Source organism: Paenibacillus sp. FSL K6-2441, assembly GCF_037964765.1.
In the GTDB taxonomy this organism is placed as follows: domain Bacteria; phylum Bacillota; class Bacilli; order Paenibacillales; family Paenibacillaceae; genus Fontibacillus; species Fontibacillus phoenicis.
Genome location: NZ_CP150174.1, coordinates 51,312 through 69,418, shown reverse-complemented (window position 1 = coordinate 69,418; position 18,107 = coordinate 51,312). Strand labels below are relative to the sequence as shown.

14 protein-coding genes are annotated in these 18,107 nt (G+C 57.0%); 2 read left to right on the top strand and 12 right to left on the bottom strand.

The genetic code is table 11. From position 1 onward, the window contains the following. Positions 1-5: 5 nt before the first annotated feature. On the bottom strand, positions 6-593 hold the full coding sequence (gene yabQ, locus NSQ80_RS00295) for a spore cortex biosynthesis protein YabQ (protein WP_260071765.1): 588 nt from the start codon (positions 591-593) through the stop codon (positions 6-8). Then, positions 590-871, bottom strand: a complete 282-nt coding sequence (yabP, locus tag NSQ80_RS00290; RefSeq protein ID WP_009226328.1) for a sporulation protein YabP — start codon at positions 869-871, stop codon at positions 590-592. Before yabP ends, yabQ begins: the two co-directional genes overlap by 4 nt. Before the next feature lie 159 nt (positions 872-1,030). Between yabP and NSQ80_RS00285 the strand changes: the two genes are divergently transcribed. Beyond that, positions 1,031-2,464: an aspartate ammonia-lyase gene (locus tag NSQ80_RS00285; RefSeq protein ID WP_339300859.1), complete on the top strand. Its 1,434-nt coding sequence runs from the start codon at positions 1,031-1,033 to the stop codon at positions 2,462-2,464. 15 nt (positions 2,465-2,479) lie between these two features. Beyond that, positions 2,480-3,742 (top strand): [FeFe] hydrogenase H-cluster maturation GTPase HydF, encoded by a 1,263-nt coding sequence (gene hydF, locus NSQ80_RS00280; RefSeq protein WP_339300857.1) that lies wholly within the window; start codon positions 2,480-2,482, stop codon positions 3,740-3,742. 1,169 nt (positions 3,743-4,911) lie between these two features. On the opposite strand, the gene hydG is transcribed toward hydF, so the two are convergent. The 10 genes from hydG to mazG all read right to left on the bottom strand — a co-directional run bounded on the left by hydG (position 4,912) and on the right by mazG (position 17,998). After that, a complete protein-coding gene (hydG, locus tag NSQ80_RS00275; protein WP_323078424.1) occupies positions 4,912-6,348 on the bottom strand; it encodes a [FeFe] hydrogenase H-cluster radical SAM maturase HydG in 1,437 nt (478 codons plus the stop codon). A 194-nt stretch (positions 6,349-6,542) separates the two neighbouring features. Further along, on the bottom strand, positions 6,543-8,279 hold the full coding sequence (locus NSQ80_RS00270; RefSeq protein WP_339300854.1) for an NADH-dependent [FeFe] hydrogenase, group A6: 1,737 nt from the start codon (positions 8,277-8,279) through the stop codon (positions 6,543-6,545). An 18-nt stretch (positions 8,280-8,297) separates the two neighbouring features. Then, positions 8,298-10,184 carry an NADH-quinone oxidoreductase subunit NuoF gene (gene nuoF / locus NSQ80_RS00265; protein WP_339300852.1) on the bottom strand — a complete coding sequence of 629 codons (1,887 nt, stop codon included), beginning with the start codon at positions 10,182-10,184 and terminating at the stop codon, positions 8,298-8,300. 16 nt (positions 10,185-10,200) lie between these two features. Next, positions 10,201-10,704 (bottom strand): NADH-quinone oxidoreductase subunit NuoE, encoded by a 504-nt coding sequence (gene nuoE / locus NSQ80_RS00260; RefSeq protein WP_036646164.1) that lies wholly within the window; start codon positions 10,702-10,704, stop codon positions 10,201-10,203. 37 nt (positions 10,705-10,741) lie between these two features. Continuing rightward, complete coding sequence (locus NSQ80_RS00255; RefSeq protein ID WP_339300850.1) at positions 10,742-13,033, bottom strand: thiamine pyrophosphate-dependent enzyme; 2,292 nt, start codon at positions 13,031-13,033, stop codon at positions 10,742-10,744. A gap of 63 nt (positions 13,034-13,096) precedes the next feature. Then, positions 13,097-14,089, bottom strand: coding sequence for a 2-oxoacid:acceptor oxidoreductase family protein (locus NSQ80_RS00250; RefSeq protein ID WP_339300848.1), 993 nt, complete (start codon positions 14,087-14,089; stop codon positions 13,097-13,099). Between the two features lie 100 nt (positions 14,090-14,189). Continuing rightward, a complete protein-coding gene (gene hydE, locus NSQ80_RS00245; protein ID WP_339300846.1) occupies positions 14,190-15,248 on the bottom strand; it encodes a [FeFe] hydrogenase H-cluster radical SAM maturase HydE in 1,059 nt (352 codons plus the stop codon). Between the two features lie 504 nt (positions 15,249-15,752). After that, the gene (locus NSQ80_RS00240; RefSeq protein WP_009226338.1) at positions 15,753-16,034 is read right to left on the bottom strand and encodes an RNA-binding S4 domain-containing protein; all 282 of its coding nucleotides are present in this window, start codon (positions 16,032-16,034) and stop codon (positions 15,753-15,755) included. After that, positions 16,034-16,306, bottom strand: a complete 273-nt coding sequence (locus NSQ80_RS00235; RefSeq protein WP_009226339.1) for an HU family DNA-binding protein — start codon at positions 16,304-16,306, stop codon at positions 16,034-16,036. The genes NSQ80_RS00240 and NSQ80_RS00235 overlap by 1 nt, the downstream gene beginning before the upstream one ends. A 195-nt stretch (positions 16,307-16,501) precedes the next feature. Beyond that, the gene (gene mazG, locus NSQ80_RS00230) at positions 16,502-17,998 is read right to left on the bottom strand and encodes a nucleoside triphosphate pyrophosphohydrolase (protein WP_260071392.1); all 1,497 of its coding nucleotides are present in this window, start codon (positions 17,996-17,998) and stop codon (positions 16,502-16,504) included. Positions 17,999-18,107 lie beyond the last annotated feature (109 nt).

Genomic DNA, 18,107 nt, shown 5'->3' with positions numbered 1-18,107 from the left:
CAGCCTTATTCTTTGTAGAACCAGCGTAATAGACGCAAAACACGCTCTCGCCACACAGCCGCCCAACGCCGAATCTTGTCCACCCCCTGCGGAATCCGAAGCCTTGTCCATATAGGTGTAAGCACCCACACGAGCAGCTTCCAGATCGGCAACAAGGTGATCCGGCCTAGGAACAGCAGCACAATCCAAACGAATCCGAGCAGAACACGGATCATTTTGACCAGCCATTGTAACGGAGCGATGATGAAAATCTCAATCGTTCGTACGATAAAATGATAAATTTTGTTAGCTATCCTCATTAACATTAACACAAAACGCTCGGTGAGAACACTAAGGAACAAAAAATAAATCCAAATACCTAGAAAAAGTCCTAAAAAAACATAGAACCTTAGTTCCCCCTGGTTGCTGTGATACAACGTGCGGAAGACGAATAAGGCGGCAGCCAACCAGTAGAGCAAATCGAGGGCATGGACACTCCAGCGGGGAAACCGGAGCTGTCCCGAGACGACGCGATAGCTGTCAAAGGCGATACCCATGATCCCCCCGGATGCCAGCATCCAGAGCAGGGTCGCCCATTGTGTCTCCAAATTCATCGGAACAGCTTGCCGAGCAGGCCCTTACTGGACGAATTGGACCCCGGATCCAAATACGAAAGCGAGTTCACCGTACCTTCGATGCTGACCAGTCCCTGCTCCAGGTTCAGGTTTTTGATATGTAAATTATGCCCTCGGATCGTCATCGCACCAAGTTCGGTTTGAAGCAAAAACTCCTCGCTGTCGAAGCTTTCCACATTGAGGACCCCCGTAATGTCCAACAGCTTGCGATTTAGCAAATGCAGCTCCTGATGCTTGGCTTTATTTGGTTCGACCATGGCATGTACCCCTCCTTCTTATCCCTAGCTTATGGACGAAAAATCGTCTTTAGAACAAGTTCCTTCCGGCCTTTCACGTGATCTTCTTTACTGTCTCGAGAAATCGCTTTCAACTACGATGGAAAGGAAGAGATTGACATTTGTCGGAGGCGAACCCGAATGCGTCAAGAATTTCCGAATGAACCCGATTCCGATCAAAAATATCGCATGGAGACCGACGCGCTAGGCCCCAAAGCGATCCCGGCAGAAGTCTATTACGGCATTCATACGGCGCGGGCGATGGAGAATTTTCCGGTCAGCGGGCGTCCAGCCCATCCCCGGCTGATCGAAGCGATCGCCGTGGTCAAGAAAGCGGCGGCGCGGGTCAATGGCAAGCTGGGCCTGATCCCGGCTGAGGTCGCGGAAGCGATTGAATGGGCGTGCGACAAGATTGCCGAGGGCGCCTTGGTCGATCAATTCGTGGTTGATGCCCTGCAGGGCGGCGCGGGCACGTCCACGCATATGAACGTCAACGAGGTGATCGCCAATTTAGCGATTAAACGGCTGGGAGGGACAAAAGGCGACTACCAGCTTGTCCATCCGTTGGACCACGTCAACCGATGTCAATCGACCAACGACGTGTACCCCACCGCGCTTCGAATCGCGGCGATCCGGCTGCTGCGCCCGCTCAGCGACGCTTATGCCTCCCTGCAGGAGGCGCTGCAGGAGAAGGAGCGGGAATTCGCGGATGTGCTGAAGCTCGGACGCACGCAGCTGATGGACGCCCTGCCGATGATGGCCGGCCAGGGCTTTGGCGCTTCCGCCAAGGCGGTCGCCCGCGACCGGTGGCGGCTGTACAAAGCCGAGGAGCGGCTGCGCGAGATTCATCTCGGCGGTACGGCGATCGGCACCGGGTTGGACGCGCCCCGGGCTTACATCTTCCAGGTCACCGACACGCTGCAGGAGTTGACCGGGCTGGGCTTAGCGCGCAGCGAATTTCCGATGGACGGGACGCAGAATATGGACGTCTTCGTCGAGGTGTCCGGGCTGCTGAAAGCGGCAGCCGTGACGCTGTTCAAGATCGCCGGCGACCTGCGGTTGCTGGCGTCCGGCCCCGCCGGGGGCATCGGCGAGTACACGCTGCCCGCCGTCCAGGCCGGCTCGTCGATCATGCCGGGGAAGGTGAACCCCGTCATGGCGGAAATGGCCGGCCAAGCGGCCATGCGCGTGATCGCAAACGATGCTGCGATCACTTGGGCCGCCGCGGGCGGCCAGCTCGAACTGAACGCGTACGGCCCGCTGATCGCCGATTCCCTGCTGGAATCGCTGGAGATTCTGGGGCGGGCCATGCCGCTGTTCGAGCAGCGCTGCATTCGCGGCATCGCCGTCAACGAGGGCGTATGCCGCGAGCATCTGCGGCGTTCCACCGTGCTGGCCGCCGCGCTGGTCCCGCATCTCGGCTACGAGGCGGCCGCCGAGATTGCCGGGATCGCCCGGCGCGAGGGGCTGTCGGTGGAGCAGGTCGCTGTGAGCGGCGGCTGGCTGACCGCCGAACGCGCTGCCGCCATCCTGAATCCGCTGCAGGTCACGAAGCCGGGCATCCCCGGCGAATAGAGGGGGAATGGTTAGATGAGTCTGAACGCAACGCCGCGCGGGGAGCGGACGCATATCGCCGTCTTCGGCCGGACGAATGTGGGGAAGTCCAGCGTGGTGAACGCTTTAACGGGGCAGGAGATTGCCGTCGTCTCGCCGGTGAGGGGGACGACCACCGACCCGGTGTACAAAGCGATGGAACTGCTGCCGCTGGGACCAGTGGTGCTGATTGATACCGCCGGGCTGGACGACGAAGGCGAGCTTGGCGAGCGGCGCAAGCAGAAAACGCGGGAGCTGATCCACCGCGCCGACCTCGCCTTGTTGGTGATTGATGCGTTGACGGGTCCCGATGATTTTTATCGGGAGCTGTTGGCCGAACTGAAGCAACGGAAGATCCCTGTCGTAGGCGTGGTTAATAAAGTCGACGCGCTGTTGGATACGGACGCGAGGGCGGCTGTACTTGCCGAGGTGAAGGCCCAGCTTGGCCTGGAATGCGTGGCATTCAGCGCTTTGGACGGGAGCGGCGTGCCGGAGCTGAAGCGGGCCATCGTCGCGGCGCTTCCGCACGAGGAGGAGCGCTTCCGGCTCGTCGGCGACCTCGTGGCGCCGGGCGACCTGGTCGTGCTGGTCGTGCCGATCGACAAAGCCGCGCCCAAAGGCCGGCTGATCCTGCCGCAGCAGCAGACGATCCGCGACCTGCTCGAGAGCGACGCCATCGCCGTTGTGACGAAGGAGCACGAGCTCCGGGCCACGCTGGATCGGCTCGGGACGAAGCCGCGGCTCGTCATCACCGACTCGCAGGTCTTCCTTAAGGTCGCCGCCGATACGCCGCGGGACGTGCCGCTGACCTCGTTCTCCATCCTGTTCGCCCGCCATAAAGGCGACCTAAATGAGCTCGTCCGAGGCGCGCGGGCCGTGGAGAACCTGCAGGACGGCGACCGCGTGCTGATCGCGGAAGCCTGCACGCACCATCAGCAGTCCGACGACATCGGCACCGTCAAAATCCCCCGCTGGCTGCGCCAAACCACGGGCAAGCAGCTGCAGATCGAGCACGTCTCCGGCTACAGCTACCCGCCGAACCTGTCCCGCTACGCGCTGATCGTGCATTGCGGCGCCTGCATGCTCAACCGCCGCGCCATGCTGCACCGCCTCGGCGAAGCCAAAGCGGCCGGCGTCCCGATCGTCAACTACGGCGTGCTAATCGCCTACCTTCACGGCGTGTTCCCTCGCGCGATCGAGCTCTTCCCCTCCGCCATGATGGCGTGGGATGAGGCGGCTCGGGGGTCTCAGTCGCAGTGAGAGAAACTCGGCTCCTGTGATCTGATCGGCTCCGGTGATGGCTGTTGAGGCGAAACGAACCTCTAACGCTTGCCAGCAACGCTATTGGGCCCAAAATGGGGATTTTCAAAATGTAACGCTTATGAGAGAGCTTATTTTCCTGTTTCGCCCCCGAAACGAGGCCATTTGATGCCAATAAGCTCGCTGACAAGTGTTAGAATTGAAATCCCCCTCATTTGGCCCAAATAAGCGCTCTGACAAGCGTTAGCCGCACGCCGGAGTCCGCAGGCGAAAGCAAGAGAAATAGTTACTCCAAAAGCAAGGTGTGCAGGAGCTTTAAACGTCGCAGGTGTGTTAGGGCAGTTGGGAGTAGTTAGAGTAGTTAGAGTAGTTAGAGTTAGCAGAAGTTAGGTGCAGTTAAGGTAGTTTGAGTAGTTAAGCACATTTAAGCGCAGTTAAGCACAGTAGTAACTTTCGCGTCGGCAGCGTCAATAGTGACAACAGTGACACTCACGGATCAACAACATTAGCGTCAGCAATAGACACTGAAAGAGCACAATAGTAGTGTCAGCAAAGATTGGCAAAACAAAAACAGTAGCAAACAGCACGGACATTGGTGGAATAACAACAGTAACTAACAGTACGGACACTCGCTGAGTAACAACACTAGAGACAGCAGAGACACTAGCAGAGCAACAACACTAGAGACAGCAGAGACACTAGAGGAGCAACCACGGCAGAGACACCAGGCAACCACGGCGAAACGAACCTCTAACGCTTGCCAGCAACGCTATTGGGCCCAAAATGGGGATTTTCAAAATGTAACGCTTATGAGAGAGCTTATTTTCCTGTTTCGCACCCAAAACGAGGCCATTTGATGCAAATAAGCTCGCTGACAAGCGTTAGAAATGAAATCCCCCTCATTTGGCCCAAATAAGCACTCTGGCAAGCGTTAGCCGGAGTCCGTAGGCGAAATAATGGGTTAGCCACACGCCGCACGCCGGAGTCCGCAGGCGAAATAAAGCACTAGCCGGGAGTTGAGCGCAGTAAGTGTACCCTGTACCGTGGCAAGCGGAATGGAGTTGGCAACTGGGCGAGATGCCGAATAATCAGCATATTGGCGCCAAAAAAACCTTCAACGCCAACCGCTAAGGTGGCATTGAAGGTTTTTGATTTCCGCGGGCCCCGGGCTAGAAATACAAATCCCGCTCGCCTTCCTTGAGACGCTGCAGGCGGTTGATCGTCGCATCGCGGGCGGAGGTTTTGGGGATGCGGCGGAGATTGTTTTTGATCAGCGTGGCTCCCATCTCCCGGGCTTCGTCATCCCCGTAGTCCAGCAAATACTCCTGCAAAGTGAGCAGAGCGTTGGGATGACAGATGTTGTGGATCTGGCCCGATTTGGCCAGCCGCATGAAACGGTCGCCCGTCCGCCCCTCCCGGTAACAAGCGGTGCAGTAGCTCGGTATATACCCGTCCCGGCACAGCGACTTGATCATCTCCAGCGGCGAACGGTGGTCACCTACCTCGAACTGGGCGGTATCGCTGCTTGAGATCGCTTGGCCCTCGCTGCCGTACGTGTTGGTATAACCGCCAACGCCGGTGCACGAGCCTGCGCTGATCTGGGAGATCCCCAGCTTGATGACCTCGTCGCGGAATTTCGAGTCCTCACGGGTGGACAGAATCATGCCGGCATAAGGCACCGCGAGCCGTAACACGGCCACGATCTTCTTAAATTCATGATCGTTCACGAGATACGGGAAGCTGTTCAGATCCACGCCGTCCGCCGCCCGCAAGCGAGGGACGGAAACCGTGTGTGGCCCGCAGCCATACGTCGCTTCCAGATGCTCGGCATGCATCAGCATGGCGATCGTCTCGTATTTGTGATCATACAGCCCGTACAACACCCCCACGCCAACGTCGTCGATGCCGGCTTGCATCGCGCGGTCCATCGCCGTCGTATGCCAGTCGTAATCGCGTTTTGGCCCTTTGGGGTGCATGCGGCTGTAGGTCGGGCGGTGGTACGTCTCCTGGAACAGGATATACGTGCCGATCCCGACGCTCGCCAGCTTGCGGTAATCCTCCACCGTCGTCGCTGCGATATTGACGTTAATCCGGCGAATGCTTCCGTTGTCGACCTTCACGGAGTAGATCGTTTCAATGCATTCAAGAATGTAATCGATCGGGCAATGCTCCGGATCCTCCCCGGCCTCCAGTGCCAGCCGCTTATGCCCCAGTTGCTGCAGCACCTCGACTTCTCGGATCAGCTCCTCCCGGTTCAACCGCCGCCGAACCATGCCCCTATTCGACAGCTTATAGCCGCAATACTCGCAGTTATTGACGCAATAGTTGCTGACATATAAAGGAGCAAACAAGACGATCCGATTCCCGTAAATGCGTTCCTTCACCTCGCGTGCCGCATGGTAAATCTCCTCCAGCAATACATCGTCCTCCACGTTCAATAGGACGGCGGCTTCCTCCGCACTGATGCCTTTGGCGGTCCGGGCACGCTCCAGAATCGCCAGCACTTTTTTACGGTCGCGGGCTAGCCGCGACCCGTAAGCGAGCGCTGACACAATGGTCTCATCCCGGATGAAGTCCGCTGCCTGCCTTTGATCTGACCTGCTCATCCCCATCCCTCCCTGTGAGATGCCAAAATGACTTCTGAACCCCTTCGAGACTGTATGGACAATAGCAACTTAACACTTAACGCTCAACGATGAACACTCAATACTCAATACTCAATACTCAATACTCAATACTCAATACTCAACACTCAACGCTCAAAGCGCAACACCGATACCCCACACGCAACGGCAAAAAGCTAATAACGAGAGCGCACCAAATAATGTGTATGCAAATACTTATGGCTCTTATGGCTGTTCGGCTTCTCCAAAAACTCGCGATAAATTTGCTGGATATACGGGTTCTTGTGCGATTTCCGAACCGTAGACGCTTCGTCCTCGTCATAAATCGCCTTGGCTCGGGCCGCCTTCACGTCGAGGGTATCCCGCAGGCTCGCACCCACGATCGGCTGCCCGCCGCCGCAGATACAACCGCCCGGACAAGCCATCACTTCAATAAACTCGTATTGGCGCTGACCGGACTGAATCATCGACATCAGCTTACGCGCGTTGCCGAGCCCGTGAACCACCGCCGTGCGGATCATCCGGCCGTCCGGCAGCTCCACCGTCGTCTCCTTCATGCCGTCCATTCCGCGTACTGCGGTATATTCCACCGTCTCCAGCTCTTCGCCGGCGACCAGCTCGAACACCGTGCGAAGCGCCGCTTCGGCCACCCCGCCGGTCGCGCCGAAGATCACGCCGGCCCCCGAAGCTTCGCCAAACGGGTTGTCGAACGTCTCGCCCTTCAGGTTCACAAAATCGATCCCCGCCTCTTTGATCATCCGCGCAAGCTCCCGGGTCGTCAGCACGTAATCGACGTCCGGTAATGACTCGTGAGCCAGCTCCTCGCGCTGTGCCTCAAACTTCTTCGCCGTACACGGCATGATCGACACCACCACAATGTTCCCCGGATCGATCCCCATGGTTTGGGCGAAATAGCTCTTGATCATCGCCCCTTCCATCTCATGCGGCGATTTGCAGCTCGACAGATTCTCCATCATATCCGGGAAGAAATGCTCCACAAACTTCACCCAGCCCGGACAACAGGAGGTCATCAGCGGCAAGTTCTCCCCGGTGGCCAAGCGATGCACCAGCTCGGTGCCCTCCTCCATAATCGTTAAGTCGGCGGCAAAATCGGTATCAAACACCTTGTTGAAGCCAAGCCGGCGCAACGCGGCGACCATCTTGCCCGTCACCCGCGTCCCGATCGGCATCCCGAACTCCTCGCCCAAGGCGACGCGCACCGCCGGAGCCGTCTGCACAACGACGAATTTATGCGGGTCAGCGATTGCCTGCCACACGTCGCCCACATTCTCCCGCTCCTGCAGCGCGCCAACCGGACAAGCCATGATGCACTGCCCGCAGTTAACGCAGACCGATTCGCCGATCGGCCGCCCCAAAGCCGGCCCAATCACCGTGTTGAATCCGCGGTTCATGAACCCGATGGCCCCCACAGTCTGCACCTCGCTGCACACGGAGACGCACCGGCCGCACAGCAGGCATTTTGAAGTGTCGCGCACGATCGACGGCGACGAGATATCAACCGTCGACCGCGCCTTGCCTCCCGCATATCGCACATCGCGCACCCCAATTTGATTCGCCACCTCCTGCAGCTCGCAGGTTCCGCTGCGCAGGCAGGTGAGACATTCCCGATGGTGATCCGACAGAATCAGCTCAACCGTCGTTTTGCGGGCTTTCCGCACCCGCGGCGTATTCGTCCGAATCCGCATGCCGTCCTCGGCCACCAGCGTGCACGAAGCGATCAGGCGGGGGCCCGACTCCACCAAGCAGACGCGGCAGCTGGACGGGTGGTTCATGCCCTGCAGATGGCAAAGGGTAGGAATGTGAATGCCTAGTCCGCTGGCAGCCTGGAGCACCGTTGTTCCCTTCGGCACTTCCGTTTCCATATCGTCAATCCATAATTTCACCGTATCCATGCTCGAACTCTCCCCCCTTCAGCTCTTATAGATCGCTTCAAATTTGCAGCTGTCGAAGCAAATTCCGCATTTGATGCACAGCTGCGGATCGATGACATGCGGCTCTTTCATCTCGCCCGAGATCGCTTCCGCCGGGCACTTCCGGGCACAAAGGGTACAGCCGCGGCATTTCTCCGGATCGATCGTGTACGTAATCAGCGAGCGGCAAACGCCGGCAGGACATTTCTTGTCGACCACATGGGCGATATATTCCTCGCGAAAATACTTCAGCGTGGACAGCACCGGATTCGGCGCCGTCTGGCCGAGCCCGCACAGCGAAGCCGCCTTAATTTGCTCAGACAGGTCCTCTAGCACATTCAGGTCCTCCATCGTTCCTTTGCCTTCCGTGATTTTCTCCAAAATCTCCAGCAGGCGTTTGGTCCCGATCCGGCAAGGCGCGCATTTCCCGCACGATTCGTCACGCGTAAAGTCGAGGTAATACCGGGCCACGTCGACCATACACGTCTCTTCGTCCATCACGAGCATGCCGCCCGAGCCCATCATCGACCCCAAGCTGAGCAGCGTATCGTAATCGATCGGCCGATCGAGATGCTCGCTCGTTAAGCAGCCGCCGGACGGCCCCCCGGTCTGCACCGCTTTAAACGCTTTGCCGCCGGGAATCCCGCCGCCGATTTCGTAGATCACATCGCGCAGTGTAATCCCCATCGGCACCTCCACCAGCCCGGTGTTGACGACTTTGCCACCCAAGGCGAAGACCTTGGTGCCTTTACTCTTTTCCGTCCCGATGCTCGCATACCACGAAGCGCCCTTGAGCATAATGATCGGCACGTTAGCCAGCGTCTCCACATTATTGATCACCGTCGGCTGCCCCCATAACCCGCTGACGGCCGGGAACGGCGGTTTCGGGTTCGGCATGCCGCGCTTGCCTTCGACGGAGTTCATCAGCGCCGTCTCTTCCCCGCAGACAAACGCCCCAGCTCCCAGACGGACGCTGATATCAAAGGAGAAGCCGGTGCCAAACAAATCCTCGCCCAGCAGCCCGTAATCCCGGGCCTGCTTAATCGCCGCCTGCACCCGGCGCACGGCGATCGGATATTCCGCCCGTACGTAGATGAAGCCGTGATTCGCTCCGATGGCGTAGCCGGCGATCGCCATGCCTTCCAGTACAGAGTGCGGATCGCCCTCCAGGATCGAGCGGTCCATAAACGCGCCCGGGTCGCCCTCGTCGGCGTTGCAAATCATGTATTTTGGCCCCGTCTGCTGCTTCGCCGCCGTCTCCCACTTGATTCCGGTCGGGAACCCGCCGCCCCCGCGTCCGCGAAGGCCTGCTTCCTTCACCTCGGCGACAACCTGCGCCGGCTCCATCGTCGTCAGGACCTTATGCAACGCTTTATACCCATTCATGGCGATATATTCGTCAATGTCCTCCGGATCGATCGTCCCGCAGTTACGCAGCGCGATCCGTTGCTGTTTGCGGAAGAAGTCGACCTCATGCAGCGGCTTGATCCGCCCGTCCTTCTCCAGCGACTGTCGGTAGACGAGGCGATCGACGATTTTGCCCTGAAGCAGGTGCTTGTCGACGATCTCCGCTACGTCCTTCACCTTCACCCGGTTGTAGAATACCTCCTCCGGGTAAATGATCACGACCGGCCCCAGCTCGCACAGCCCAAAGCAGCCCGTCCGGACAATCTCGATTTTGTCCTGAATCCCTTGGCTGGCCACCGCTTGCTCAAAGGCTTCCGCAATGAACATCGAGTCCGAGGAGGTACAGCCTGTGCCGCCGCAAATCATGACAGAACGCTCGGCAACGCCCCCTTCAACAGCCTCGACCTTGCCCAGCTTACGGCGGACCAGCCGGCTAAGCTGCGACGTTCGAATGCCCTCGAGATCCAACAACGTTTTCATCGTTCCACCATCCCTTCTAATGCGTCTGTACAGGTGTGCGCATCTGCTTCAGTATTTTCGGTATCTCGTTTGGCGTCAGCCGGCCATGCACTTTCTCCCCAATGGTCATGACCGGCGCTAAACCGCAAGCCCCCAGACACCGGGTCGCATCCAGCGTGAATTTCCCGTCGGCCGTCGTCCCTTGGACCGGAACGTTCAGCTCCTGGCTCAAGCGATCCAGCACCCCTTGCGCGCCCTTAATGTAACAAGCCGTCCCCATGCAGACGCGGATGATATGCTCTCCCTTGGGCTCCAGCGAGAAAAAAGAGTAGAACGTCGCCACCCCGTAAATCTCAGCCATCGACATTCCCAGCTCCCGCGAAACGATCTGCAGCGCTTCCTCCGGCAGATAGCCATACAAATCCTGAATTTCGTGGAGCACCGGGATCAGCGCGCCCGGCAGCTGGCGAAACTGATCGATGATTTCCCCCACCCGGTGCAGCCGCTCCTCATCCTTCGCACAACGGCAAGTCTCTTCCATCTTCGCTTTCTCTCCCTTCATCGTCCGAATGCTGACCTTAAAGCAGCGGACTTTCGTGCTTCAGCTTGAGCCGTTCCCAACGCCGGTTGACCTCTTCCTCGAAGGCATCCAGCAGTTCCTGGTCATGCAGCATGTGCTTCGTTTTACCCATCAGCTTCAACCATTCCTGCGGCGAGATCCGCTTGTTTTTCGCCTCCGGATTGTAGGTGATGTTCGTCACGCCATGCTCGACTTCGTACAATGGGAAGAAGCAGGAGTCTACTGCCGTTTGCAGGATTTTCGTACCGAGCTGATCCTCAGACCGCCAGTTGAGCGGACAGGTACTAAGCATTTTTCCGTAAACCAAGCCTTCATGTTGTGCGTACCACTGCGCTTTGGCCGCCTTCATAATCAGGTCCTGCGGGAAAGCTTCCGCCCCGGTAAACACGTACGGGATATTCGTCGCCGCCATGATCTGCGGAGTATCCTTGTGGTGGAACGCTTTCCCCTTCTGCGCCTTGCCTACACCGGACGTGCTGGTCTGATGACCCAGCGGCGTGGAGTAGGAGAGCTGTGAGCCGGTGTTCATGTACCCTTCGTTGTCGTATTCCAAAATAATCATCTTGTGGTTCCGCAGCGCCGAGCCGATCGCCGGCCCCATGCCAATGTCCATCCCGCCATCACCGGTCACCATGATAAAGGTCACGTTATCCGAGACGTCGATCTCGCCGCGGCGCTTCCGCTCCCAGAACGCTTCGACGACACCGGCCACGGTTGCGGCCCCGTTCTGGAACAGGTTGTGGATGAATGTTTGCTTATGCGAGGTATAAGGGTACCCGGCCGTAACGACGTACGAGCAACCGGTCTGGAACAACGTGACCACGTCACCTTCAATCCCTTTGTAAAACAGCTCCAGTGAAGAGATCGCGCTGCAGCCCGGACATGCCCCATGGCCCGGCGCCAGCCGCTTCGGCTTCGCCGTCAGGCTGCGCAGCGGCGGCAGCTTCACCTTCAGCTTGCCGGTTGCCTCATCCGGCGTTACTTGAATCAGCCCGCTGTTAAAGGCATCGCCGTGCTGCGGCGTCAAGATCGGTTTGAGCTCGTGCACCGGATCCCCGGGCACCTGCCCAAAATAATCGAACGGCACCGCAGCTTCGCCTTGGTTCATCGCCTCAACGGCCAGGTTAAAGAACGCTTCCGCTTCATCCGGATAGAAGTCTTTACCGCCCAGGCCAAACACGCGGGACAAGACGATCGTTTGGTTCGCCGGGTCCAGCTTCAGCGCGGAGCGGATTTCATGCGTCATATTGCCGCCTTTGCCGCCGTAGGAATCGGCGCGTTCCCCCACCAGCAGCGCTTTGACGCCCCGCAGCGCGGTGCGGATCTCCTCCGCCGGGAAAGGCCGGATGACGTTCGGCCGAATGAGCCCCGCTTTAATCCCCTGACCCCGCAGCTTATCCACGATGATCTTGGCCGTTTCCGCCGCCGAGTTCAGCAGAAATAAAGCGACCTCCGCATCCTCCATTTGATACAATTCGAGCACCGGGTAATCGCGTCCCGAAATCGCCTTATATTCGGCAGCAATTTGTTGATACACTTCGGCTGCCCGCTCCTGAGCCAGGTGCAGCTGGTAGTGGTCATTCAATAGGTCATCGCCGTTCATATGCGCGCCAACCGAGATCGGCCGCGACGGATCGACTACGTTATCAAATCCGACCGGCGGCGTTTCACCTACGAACGCCCGGACCGTCTTGGCGTCCTTGAAATAACTTAACTTCCGTTTCTGATGAGACGTGAAGAACCCGTCATAGGCAACGATCACTGGCAGACGAACCTCTGGATGCTCCGACCACTTCAGCGCCATGATGTTCATGTCGTATGCCGCTTGCGGGGTGCTCGCCGTCAGGATCAACCAGCCGGTGTTCAGCGCGAAATACAAATCGGAGTGGTCGCCGCGAATATCCAGCGGACCGCTGATCGCGCGCGTGACCAGGTTCAGCACCATCGGGAACCGCGTCCCGGACTGCACCGGCAGCTGTTCGATCATGTACATGAACCCGTTGGCGCTGGTCGCATTGATCACCCGAGCCCCAGCGAGTGCTGCCCCGTAACAGATCCCCGCCGAGCCATGCTCCCCATCCGCTGCAATCAGCTGGATATCATGCAGGCCTTGCGACTTCTTCTGGTCCAGTATTTGCGCGATCTCCGTGGACGGCGTGATCGGAAAATACCCCATCACATGGTAATTGATCTGAGCCGCCGCCATGGCTGCCGCTTCATTGCCTGACTCGAAGGCCGTCGTTTGTTCCGCCAGCGTCATTTTCGTGATTTTCTCTTCGGTTATAGACATCGATAAAGTCCTCCTTTAGGCTCTTCTGCGAGTTCAAAATACCTTGACCTTGGAAAAAAACCTCTACTGAAAGACGTGAGCGACGCGGTGGCTGTCGGCATATCCGGGTTCCTCCCGACGCATGCTAAGCGCCCCCGTTGGGCAGATTTCCACGCATTTCAGGCAACCTTTGCAATATTGGTAGTCGATTCCGCTCAAGAACATTTGCGGGCGCCCCTTCTTGTCCTCCCCAGCTTCCCACACGAAGCAAAGATCGGGACAAACCGAGTCGCAGTTAGCACAATGGATGCAGCTGTCCGTATCCAGCTCCGGCACAAAACCCTGCCGGGAGCCGCTCAAATCCTTCAGCAGGCTGTTGCCCTGCGCCCGGATAATGCCGCCCGGCGCCTGCGTCTTATAGCCGAGCAGCGGCTGCGGCCGTTCGAATTGTATCCCTTGTACCCCCTCGGGAGACGGGATCGTCTGGAAGCGCACCTCATGATACCCCCGGTCGAACGTACGCAGATTGGGCTCCACCAAGTGCGGGTATTTTTTCTGGAATGTATGCTGAATCACTTCGCGCATCGAATCTGGATCCAAAAAATCGCATATCCGGAACAACGCCCCCAACATCGAGGTGTTCACCTTCGTATGCTCGTCAATGGCAATCCCCATCGCGTCCACCACAGCGAGCGTCCCGTAAGGGAACATCAGGTCGCGCCGAATTTCCTCAAAATCGCGGGTTGAGTTCACCAATACGATTCCGTCCGGCTTCAAGCCGCTTAGGACATTTACCGTTTTGTGCAACGCTTCGTGGAACACGCCGATGACGTGGGGTTCCTCGATTGGACTGTGGTCATGGATCTCCACGTCCGGCTCGCAAAAGCGGATAAAGCTCTTCACCGGGGAGCCCTTCTTCTCCGAACCATAAGACGAGAAGCTTGCTCCATTTAGGCCGAGCCCAAGCACCCCGGATTCCGCCAGCATCTTCCCGGCCAGGTTGGCGCCGAGCCCGCCGATAGATTCCAGCCGAATTTCAAAAAAGCCAAGGTCATTGGTTTTGGTCAATATGCTCATTCGCCATGTCTCCTCTACGTTTTTTGTGAAATAATTCACGAATAATAACGAATTAAAAATGCCTCATCTCTTGACTCAACCGACTTCTGTGCAACGATGACTAAGCATGACGGCGGCTTGCCAGCGCCTTCAGGCTGTCCCCCCTTCCCATATCTACGGAAAAGCCCGCGGCTTCAATCCGGAGCTCAAGGCAATGCCTGCACTGGGCGGATTCATCACCCGTGCAGATTTTGTTGTTGTACAAAGCGTATTTCTTGCGGACGGCAACGGGTGACAGATTGGGCATGACCACATTGGCCCCGGCCTTCAGCGCCAACTCCCTTCCTTCCGGGTGTAACGTACCAAGCGCGGTTGTCGCGGGAATTAAGGCTTCGGGAAGGAACAGGCGGGCCAGCGCGACCATAACCAGTGTATCCTCCAGCGATCCGGCCTTCGCATTGCCAAGCGGGGTCTGATCATGGGGAATAAACGGGCCAATGCCAATCATGTCTGGGTTTAGCGTTTGGAGATAGTTCAAGTCCTCCGCTAAATCCTCCGCGGTCTGGCCGGGCAACCCGACCATAAAGCCTGCACCAACTTGATAGCCGATCGACTGCAGCGTCTCCAAACATTGGCGCCGGTGATCAAAGGACATCGAAGGATGCAGCGCCTGGTACAACCTTCGGGAAGCGGTTTCATGACGCATCAAAAAGCGATCCGCCCCCGCTTCATACAGCAATCGGTAGGTTTCCGCCTCCCGCTCGCCGATGGATAAGGTGATGGCCGCATCCGGAAACTCCGCTTTGATCTCCCGGATTAAGGCAGCCAGCAGATCGGCCGTATACCAGGGATCCTCCCCGCTTTGGAGCACAAACGTGCGGAAGCCCAGCTCGTATCCTTCCCGGCAGCATTCGAGAATCTCCTCCGGGCTGAGCCGATAACGCTCCGCTTCGCGATTCCCGGCCTGCAGTCCGCAATACAAGCAGTTCCGCCGGCAGTAGCTTGAAAATTCAATCAAACCGCGCATATACACCTTGTCCCCGTAAGCCTGCTCCCGCCTTAGACGGGCCAATCGGAAGAGCTCCTTGCGCGTTTCGACATCCATATGCTCCAGTAGATCGACGAGCTCCTCCTTGGAGAGCTCTCCCCGCGCATAGAGCTTGTGCACGAGCTGTTTCATCAGACAATCATCCTTTGGATAGACTGGATTATGGACCTTGGTATACCCTATGGCTGTCGTGAAAAATGATGAACGAAATAGTTGTGAATATTTTCACTTTGTAAGCGTTTTAAATTATCTTCGTTGATTGGATCACCCCGGTTTCTGAATAGTGAGCTGCAGCCTGAGCGACGATAGGATTTACTGCTCTAGTTGGTTTGTTGTTGCCTGTTTCTTCATTTCCTGCTTCGTTTGGTTGTTCGATCGTTAGTATGAAAGTTGCTTGATCGTTAGGCGCGATTTCATTTCGTAGAGGTGTGCCGCATGTGCAGCGTCGATGATTTAAACATGAGGTTGATTCAGAGGTGTTCTCTAAGAAGCAGATGTGTGCTTATCGAAAACATTAGTAAGTGTATTTACTATATTATCATGAATTCACAGTTTGGCTAGGATATTTTTTACACCTCATGAGGTTAAAAAAGAGCATGCCCCGAAGAAACGGAACATGCTCTGAGCGTCACTATGTCAGGACCAGTCCAGACCGGTCTCTTTTGCGATGGGCTCTTCCTTGATTAAGGTATACATCGAAGCAGCTTCATCCTTACGAGTCGTTTCGACCAGACGTTCGACGCGCACGGTCACCAGCTTCTGGCCGAATTGAACCGTAATTTCGTCGCCCACCTTCACCGTACTGCTCGGTTTGGATTCGCGCCCGTTGATCAGAACTCTGCCTTGTTCGGAGACGTCCTTCGCCACGGTGCGCCGCTTGATCAGCCGCGATACCTTCAGGAATTTATCGAGACGCATTATTTTACAGCTTCTTTAAGTTTGTTGCCCGCTTTGAATGCCGGAACTGTGGAAGCTGGGATTTCGATTGTTTTGCCGGTTTGCGGGTTGCGGCCCGTACGACCGGAGCGTTTGCGAGTTTCGAATGTACCGAAGCCGATCAGTTGAACTTTGTCGCCGCTAGCAAGTGCATCGGTAATTTCGCCGAGAAAACCATTCAATACGGATTCAACGTCTTTTTTCGTCAAACCGCTTTTGCTGGAAATGTTGTTGATCAGATCTGTTTTGTTCATTAATAATGCCTCCCAATAATTAAAGAAATAGGTGATACCTTGGCACTATAGGCTTCAGGCCTGCCTTCAAGCCTACCCAGCGCCAGATGGTTATCTTTGTATGAGTATTCTTGCTTGATTTGAAAAATCCTGCACTCTTAGGAACTTTTTTTTGTTTTTTTCTCAAAAAAACTGAAATTTAGTCCTTTTCTCCCATCATTCCCGTTCTTTCGACTTAGCTTCGTCCCATAAGGCGTCCATTTCGGCTAATGTGCTGTCGCCAGGTGTTTTGCCCTGTTCGCGAAGCCGTTCCTCGACATAATGGAACCGCTCCGTAAATTTGCGGATCGTCCGCGAGAGGGCTTGCTCCGGATCAACTCCGATGTACCGGGCAGCATTCACCACCGAGAACAGCACGTCGCCCAGCTCCAGCTCCTGCGACTCAGGATCTTGCTTTTGCGCGACGGCTTCCTTCAGCTCGCGGATCTCCTCCTCCAGCTTGGACCAAACCCCGTCGATATCCTCCCAATCGAATCCGGCCTTGGCCGCCTTCTTCTGGAGCTTGTATGCCTTCATCAATGCCGGCAAATCACGCGGCACCCCGCTGATGACCGATTGGCGCTCCGGCTGGATGCCTTTGCGTTTCTTCTCCTCGGCCTTCATCGCTTCCCAGTTGTTCAGCGCCGCCTCGGCATCCTCCGCACTCAAATTGCCGAAGACATGCGGATGGCGGTAAATCAGCTTCTCATTCAGCTCCTGGATGACATCATACACCGTAAAAGTGCCGGTCTCCTCCTCCATCTGGGAATGGAGCATGATTTGCAGCAGCAGATCGCCAAGCTCCTCACGCATGTGGTCGGGATCGTCGTCGTCGATCGTCTCCAGCACCTCGTAGGTTTCTTCGATGAGATTTTTGCGAATCGATTCATGCGTCTGCTCGCGATCCCACGGACATCCACCCGGACTGCGCAAAATCGACACGATCTCATGAAGCCGCTGGAAGCTGCGGTTGCGAAGCGTATCGTCCTCGCTGGCCGGCACATAGACCAGAGACAGGTTCCCGTAGCCGGTCATACGATCCAGTTCAAACAGCGGAACCCGCTCGATCCGCTCCTGTCCCGCCACCCCAAGGGCATGTCCCACAACGACCGGATAATCGTCAGGCAGCAGCTCCATTAACCCCAGCTTGACTTCCGAAGCAGTGATCTGGTCATAAACTTGCCCTATTAATGTATGCCGTCTCGGATCGATCGCTTCCCCCCGGACCTCCGAGGCGTCTAACAGGAGGAACCCTTCGATCGGATCGAAGCCCAGACGAACGAAGGCCTCGTCCAGGAAGCTCTCCCCGCCGATGATATCGAGCGAGATTCCATGCTCCGGACAGCGTTCCCGCAACAGCTTCACCGTCGCTTCGGCAACCAGCGGATGCCCAGGAACAGCGTATACGATATTCTCTCCCTGTCGCCCTGCTTCAGCCCGCGCTAACAGTCTGGAGGCAATCTCCTCATAAACGGAAGGAAAATCGTCCTTCGCTTCATACACCTCGTCGAACGAAGTAAATTGGACGCCCGTCTGCTCCAGCCAGTCCACCACCGGATGGTCCTTCGTCCGGACGTAACGTTCTTCCGCCTCCTGCAGCCGCTTCAGGCTGCCTAAGGTCAGCCGGTCGGGATCTCCCGAGCCGAGGCCGACCACTGTAATGGTTGCGCTCATGTTATGCCTTTCACTCCCTGTCCGTTCAGCATGTTATTACTATACCATTGCTGGCGGCGAAACTGAAATTTTCTGCGCCATCCGGCGGTAACCGCAGTAAGTTCCGCTG

Coding starts and splice junctions, on each gene's coding strand:
- hydE (WP_339300846.1), bottom strand. CDS start 15,248: ATGAAACAGCTCGTGCACAAGCTCTATGCGCGGGGAGAGCTCTCCAAG.
- NSQ80_RS00255 (WP_339300850.1), bottom strand. CDS start 13,033: ATGTCTATAACCGAAGAGAAAATCACGAAAATGACGCTGGCGGAACAA.
- nuoE (WP_036646164.1), bottom strand. CDS start 10,704: ATGGAAGAGACTTGCCGTTGTGCGAAGGATGAGGAGCGGCTGCACCGG.
- mazG (WP_260071392.1), bottom strand. CDS start 17,998: ATGAGCGCAACCATTACAGTGGTCGGCCTCGGCTCGGGAGATCCCGAC.
- NSQ80_RS00240 (WP_009226338.1), bottom strand. CDS start 16,034: ATGCGTCTCGATAAATTCCTGAAGGTATCGCGGCTGATCAAGCGGCGC.
- NSQ80_RS00285 (WP_339300859.1), top strand. CDS start 1,031: ATGCGTCAAGAATTTCCGAATGAACCCGATTCCGATCAAAAATATCGC.
- yabQ (WP_260071765.1), bottom strand. CDS start 593: ATGAATTTGGAGACACAATGGGCGACCCTGCTCTGGATGCTGGCATCC.
- nuoF (WP_339300852.1), bottom strand. CDS start 10,184: ATGAAAACGTTGTTGGATCTCGAGGGCATTCGAACGTCGCAGCTTAGC.
- hydF (WP_339300857.1), top strand. CDS start 2,480: ATGAGTCTGAACGCAACGCCGCGCGGGGAGCGGACGCATATCGCCGTC.
- NSQ80_RS00250 (WP_339300848.1), bottom strand. CDS start 14,089: ATGAGCATATTGACCAAAACCAATGACCTTGGCTTTTTTGAAATTCGG.
- hydG (WP_323078424.1), bottom strand. CDS start 6,348: ATGAGCAGGTCAGATCAAAGGCAGGCAGCGGACTTCATCCGGGATGAG.
- NSQ80_RS00270 (WP_339300854.1), bottom strand. CDS start 8,279: ATGGATACGGTGAAATTATGGATTGACGATATGGAAACGGAAGTGCCG.
- NSQ80_RS00235 (WP_009226339.1), bottom strand. CDS start 16,306: ATGAACAAAACAGATCTGATCAACAACATTTCCAGCAAAAGCGGTTTG.
- yabP (WP_009226328.1), bottom strand. CDS start 871: ATGGTCGAACCAAATAAAGCCAAGCATCAGGAGCTGCATTTGCTAAAT.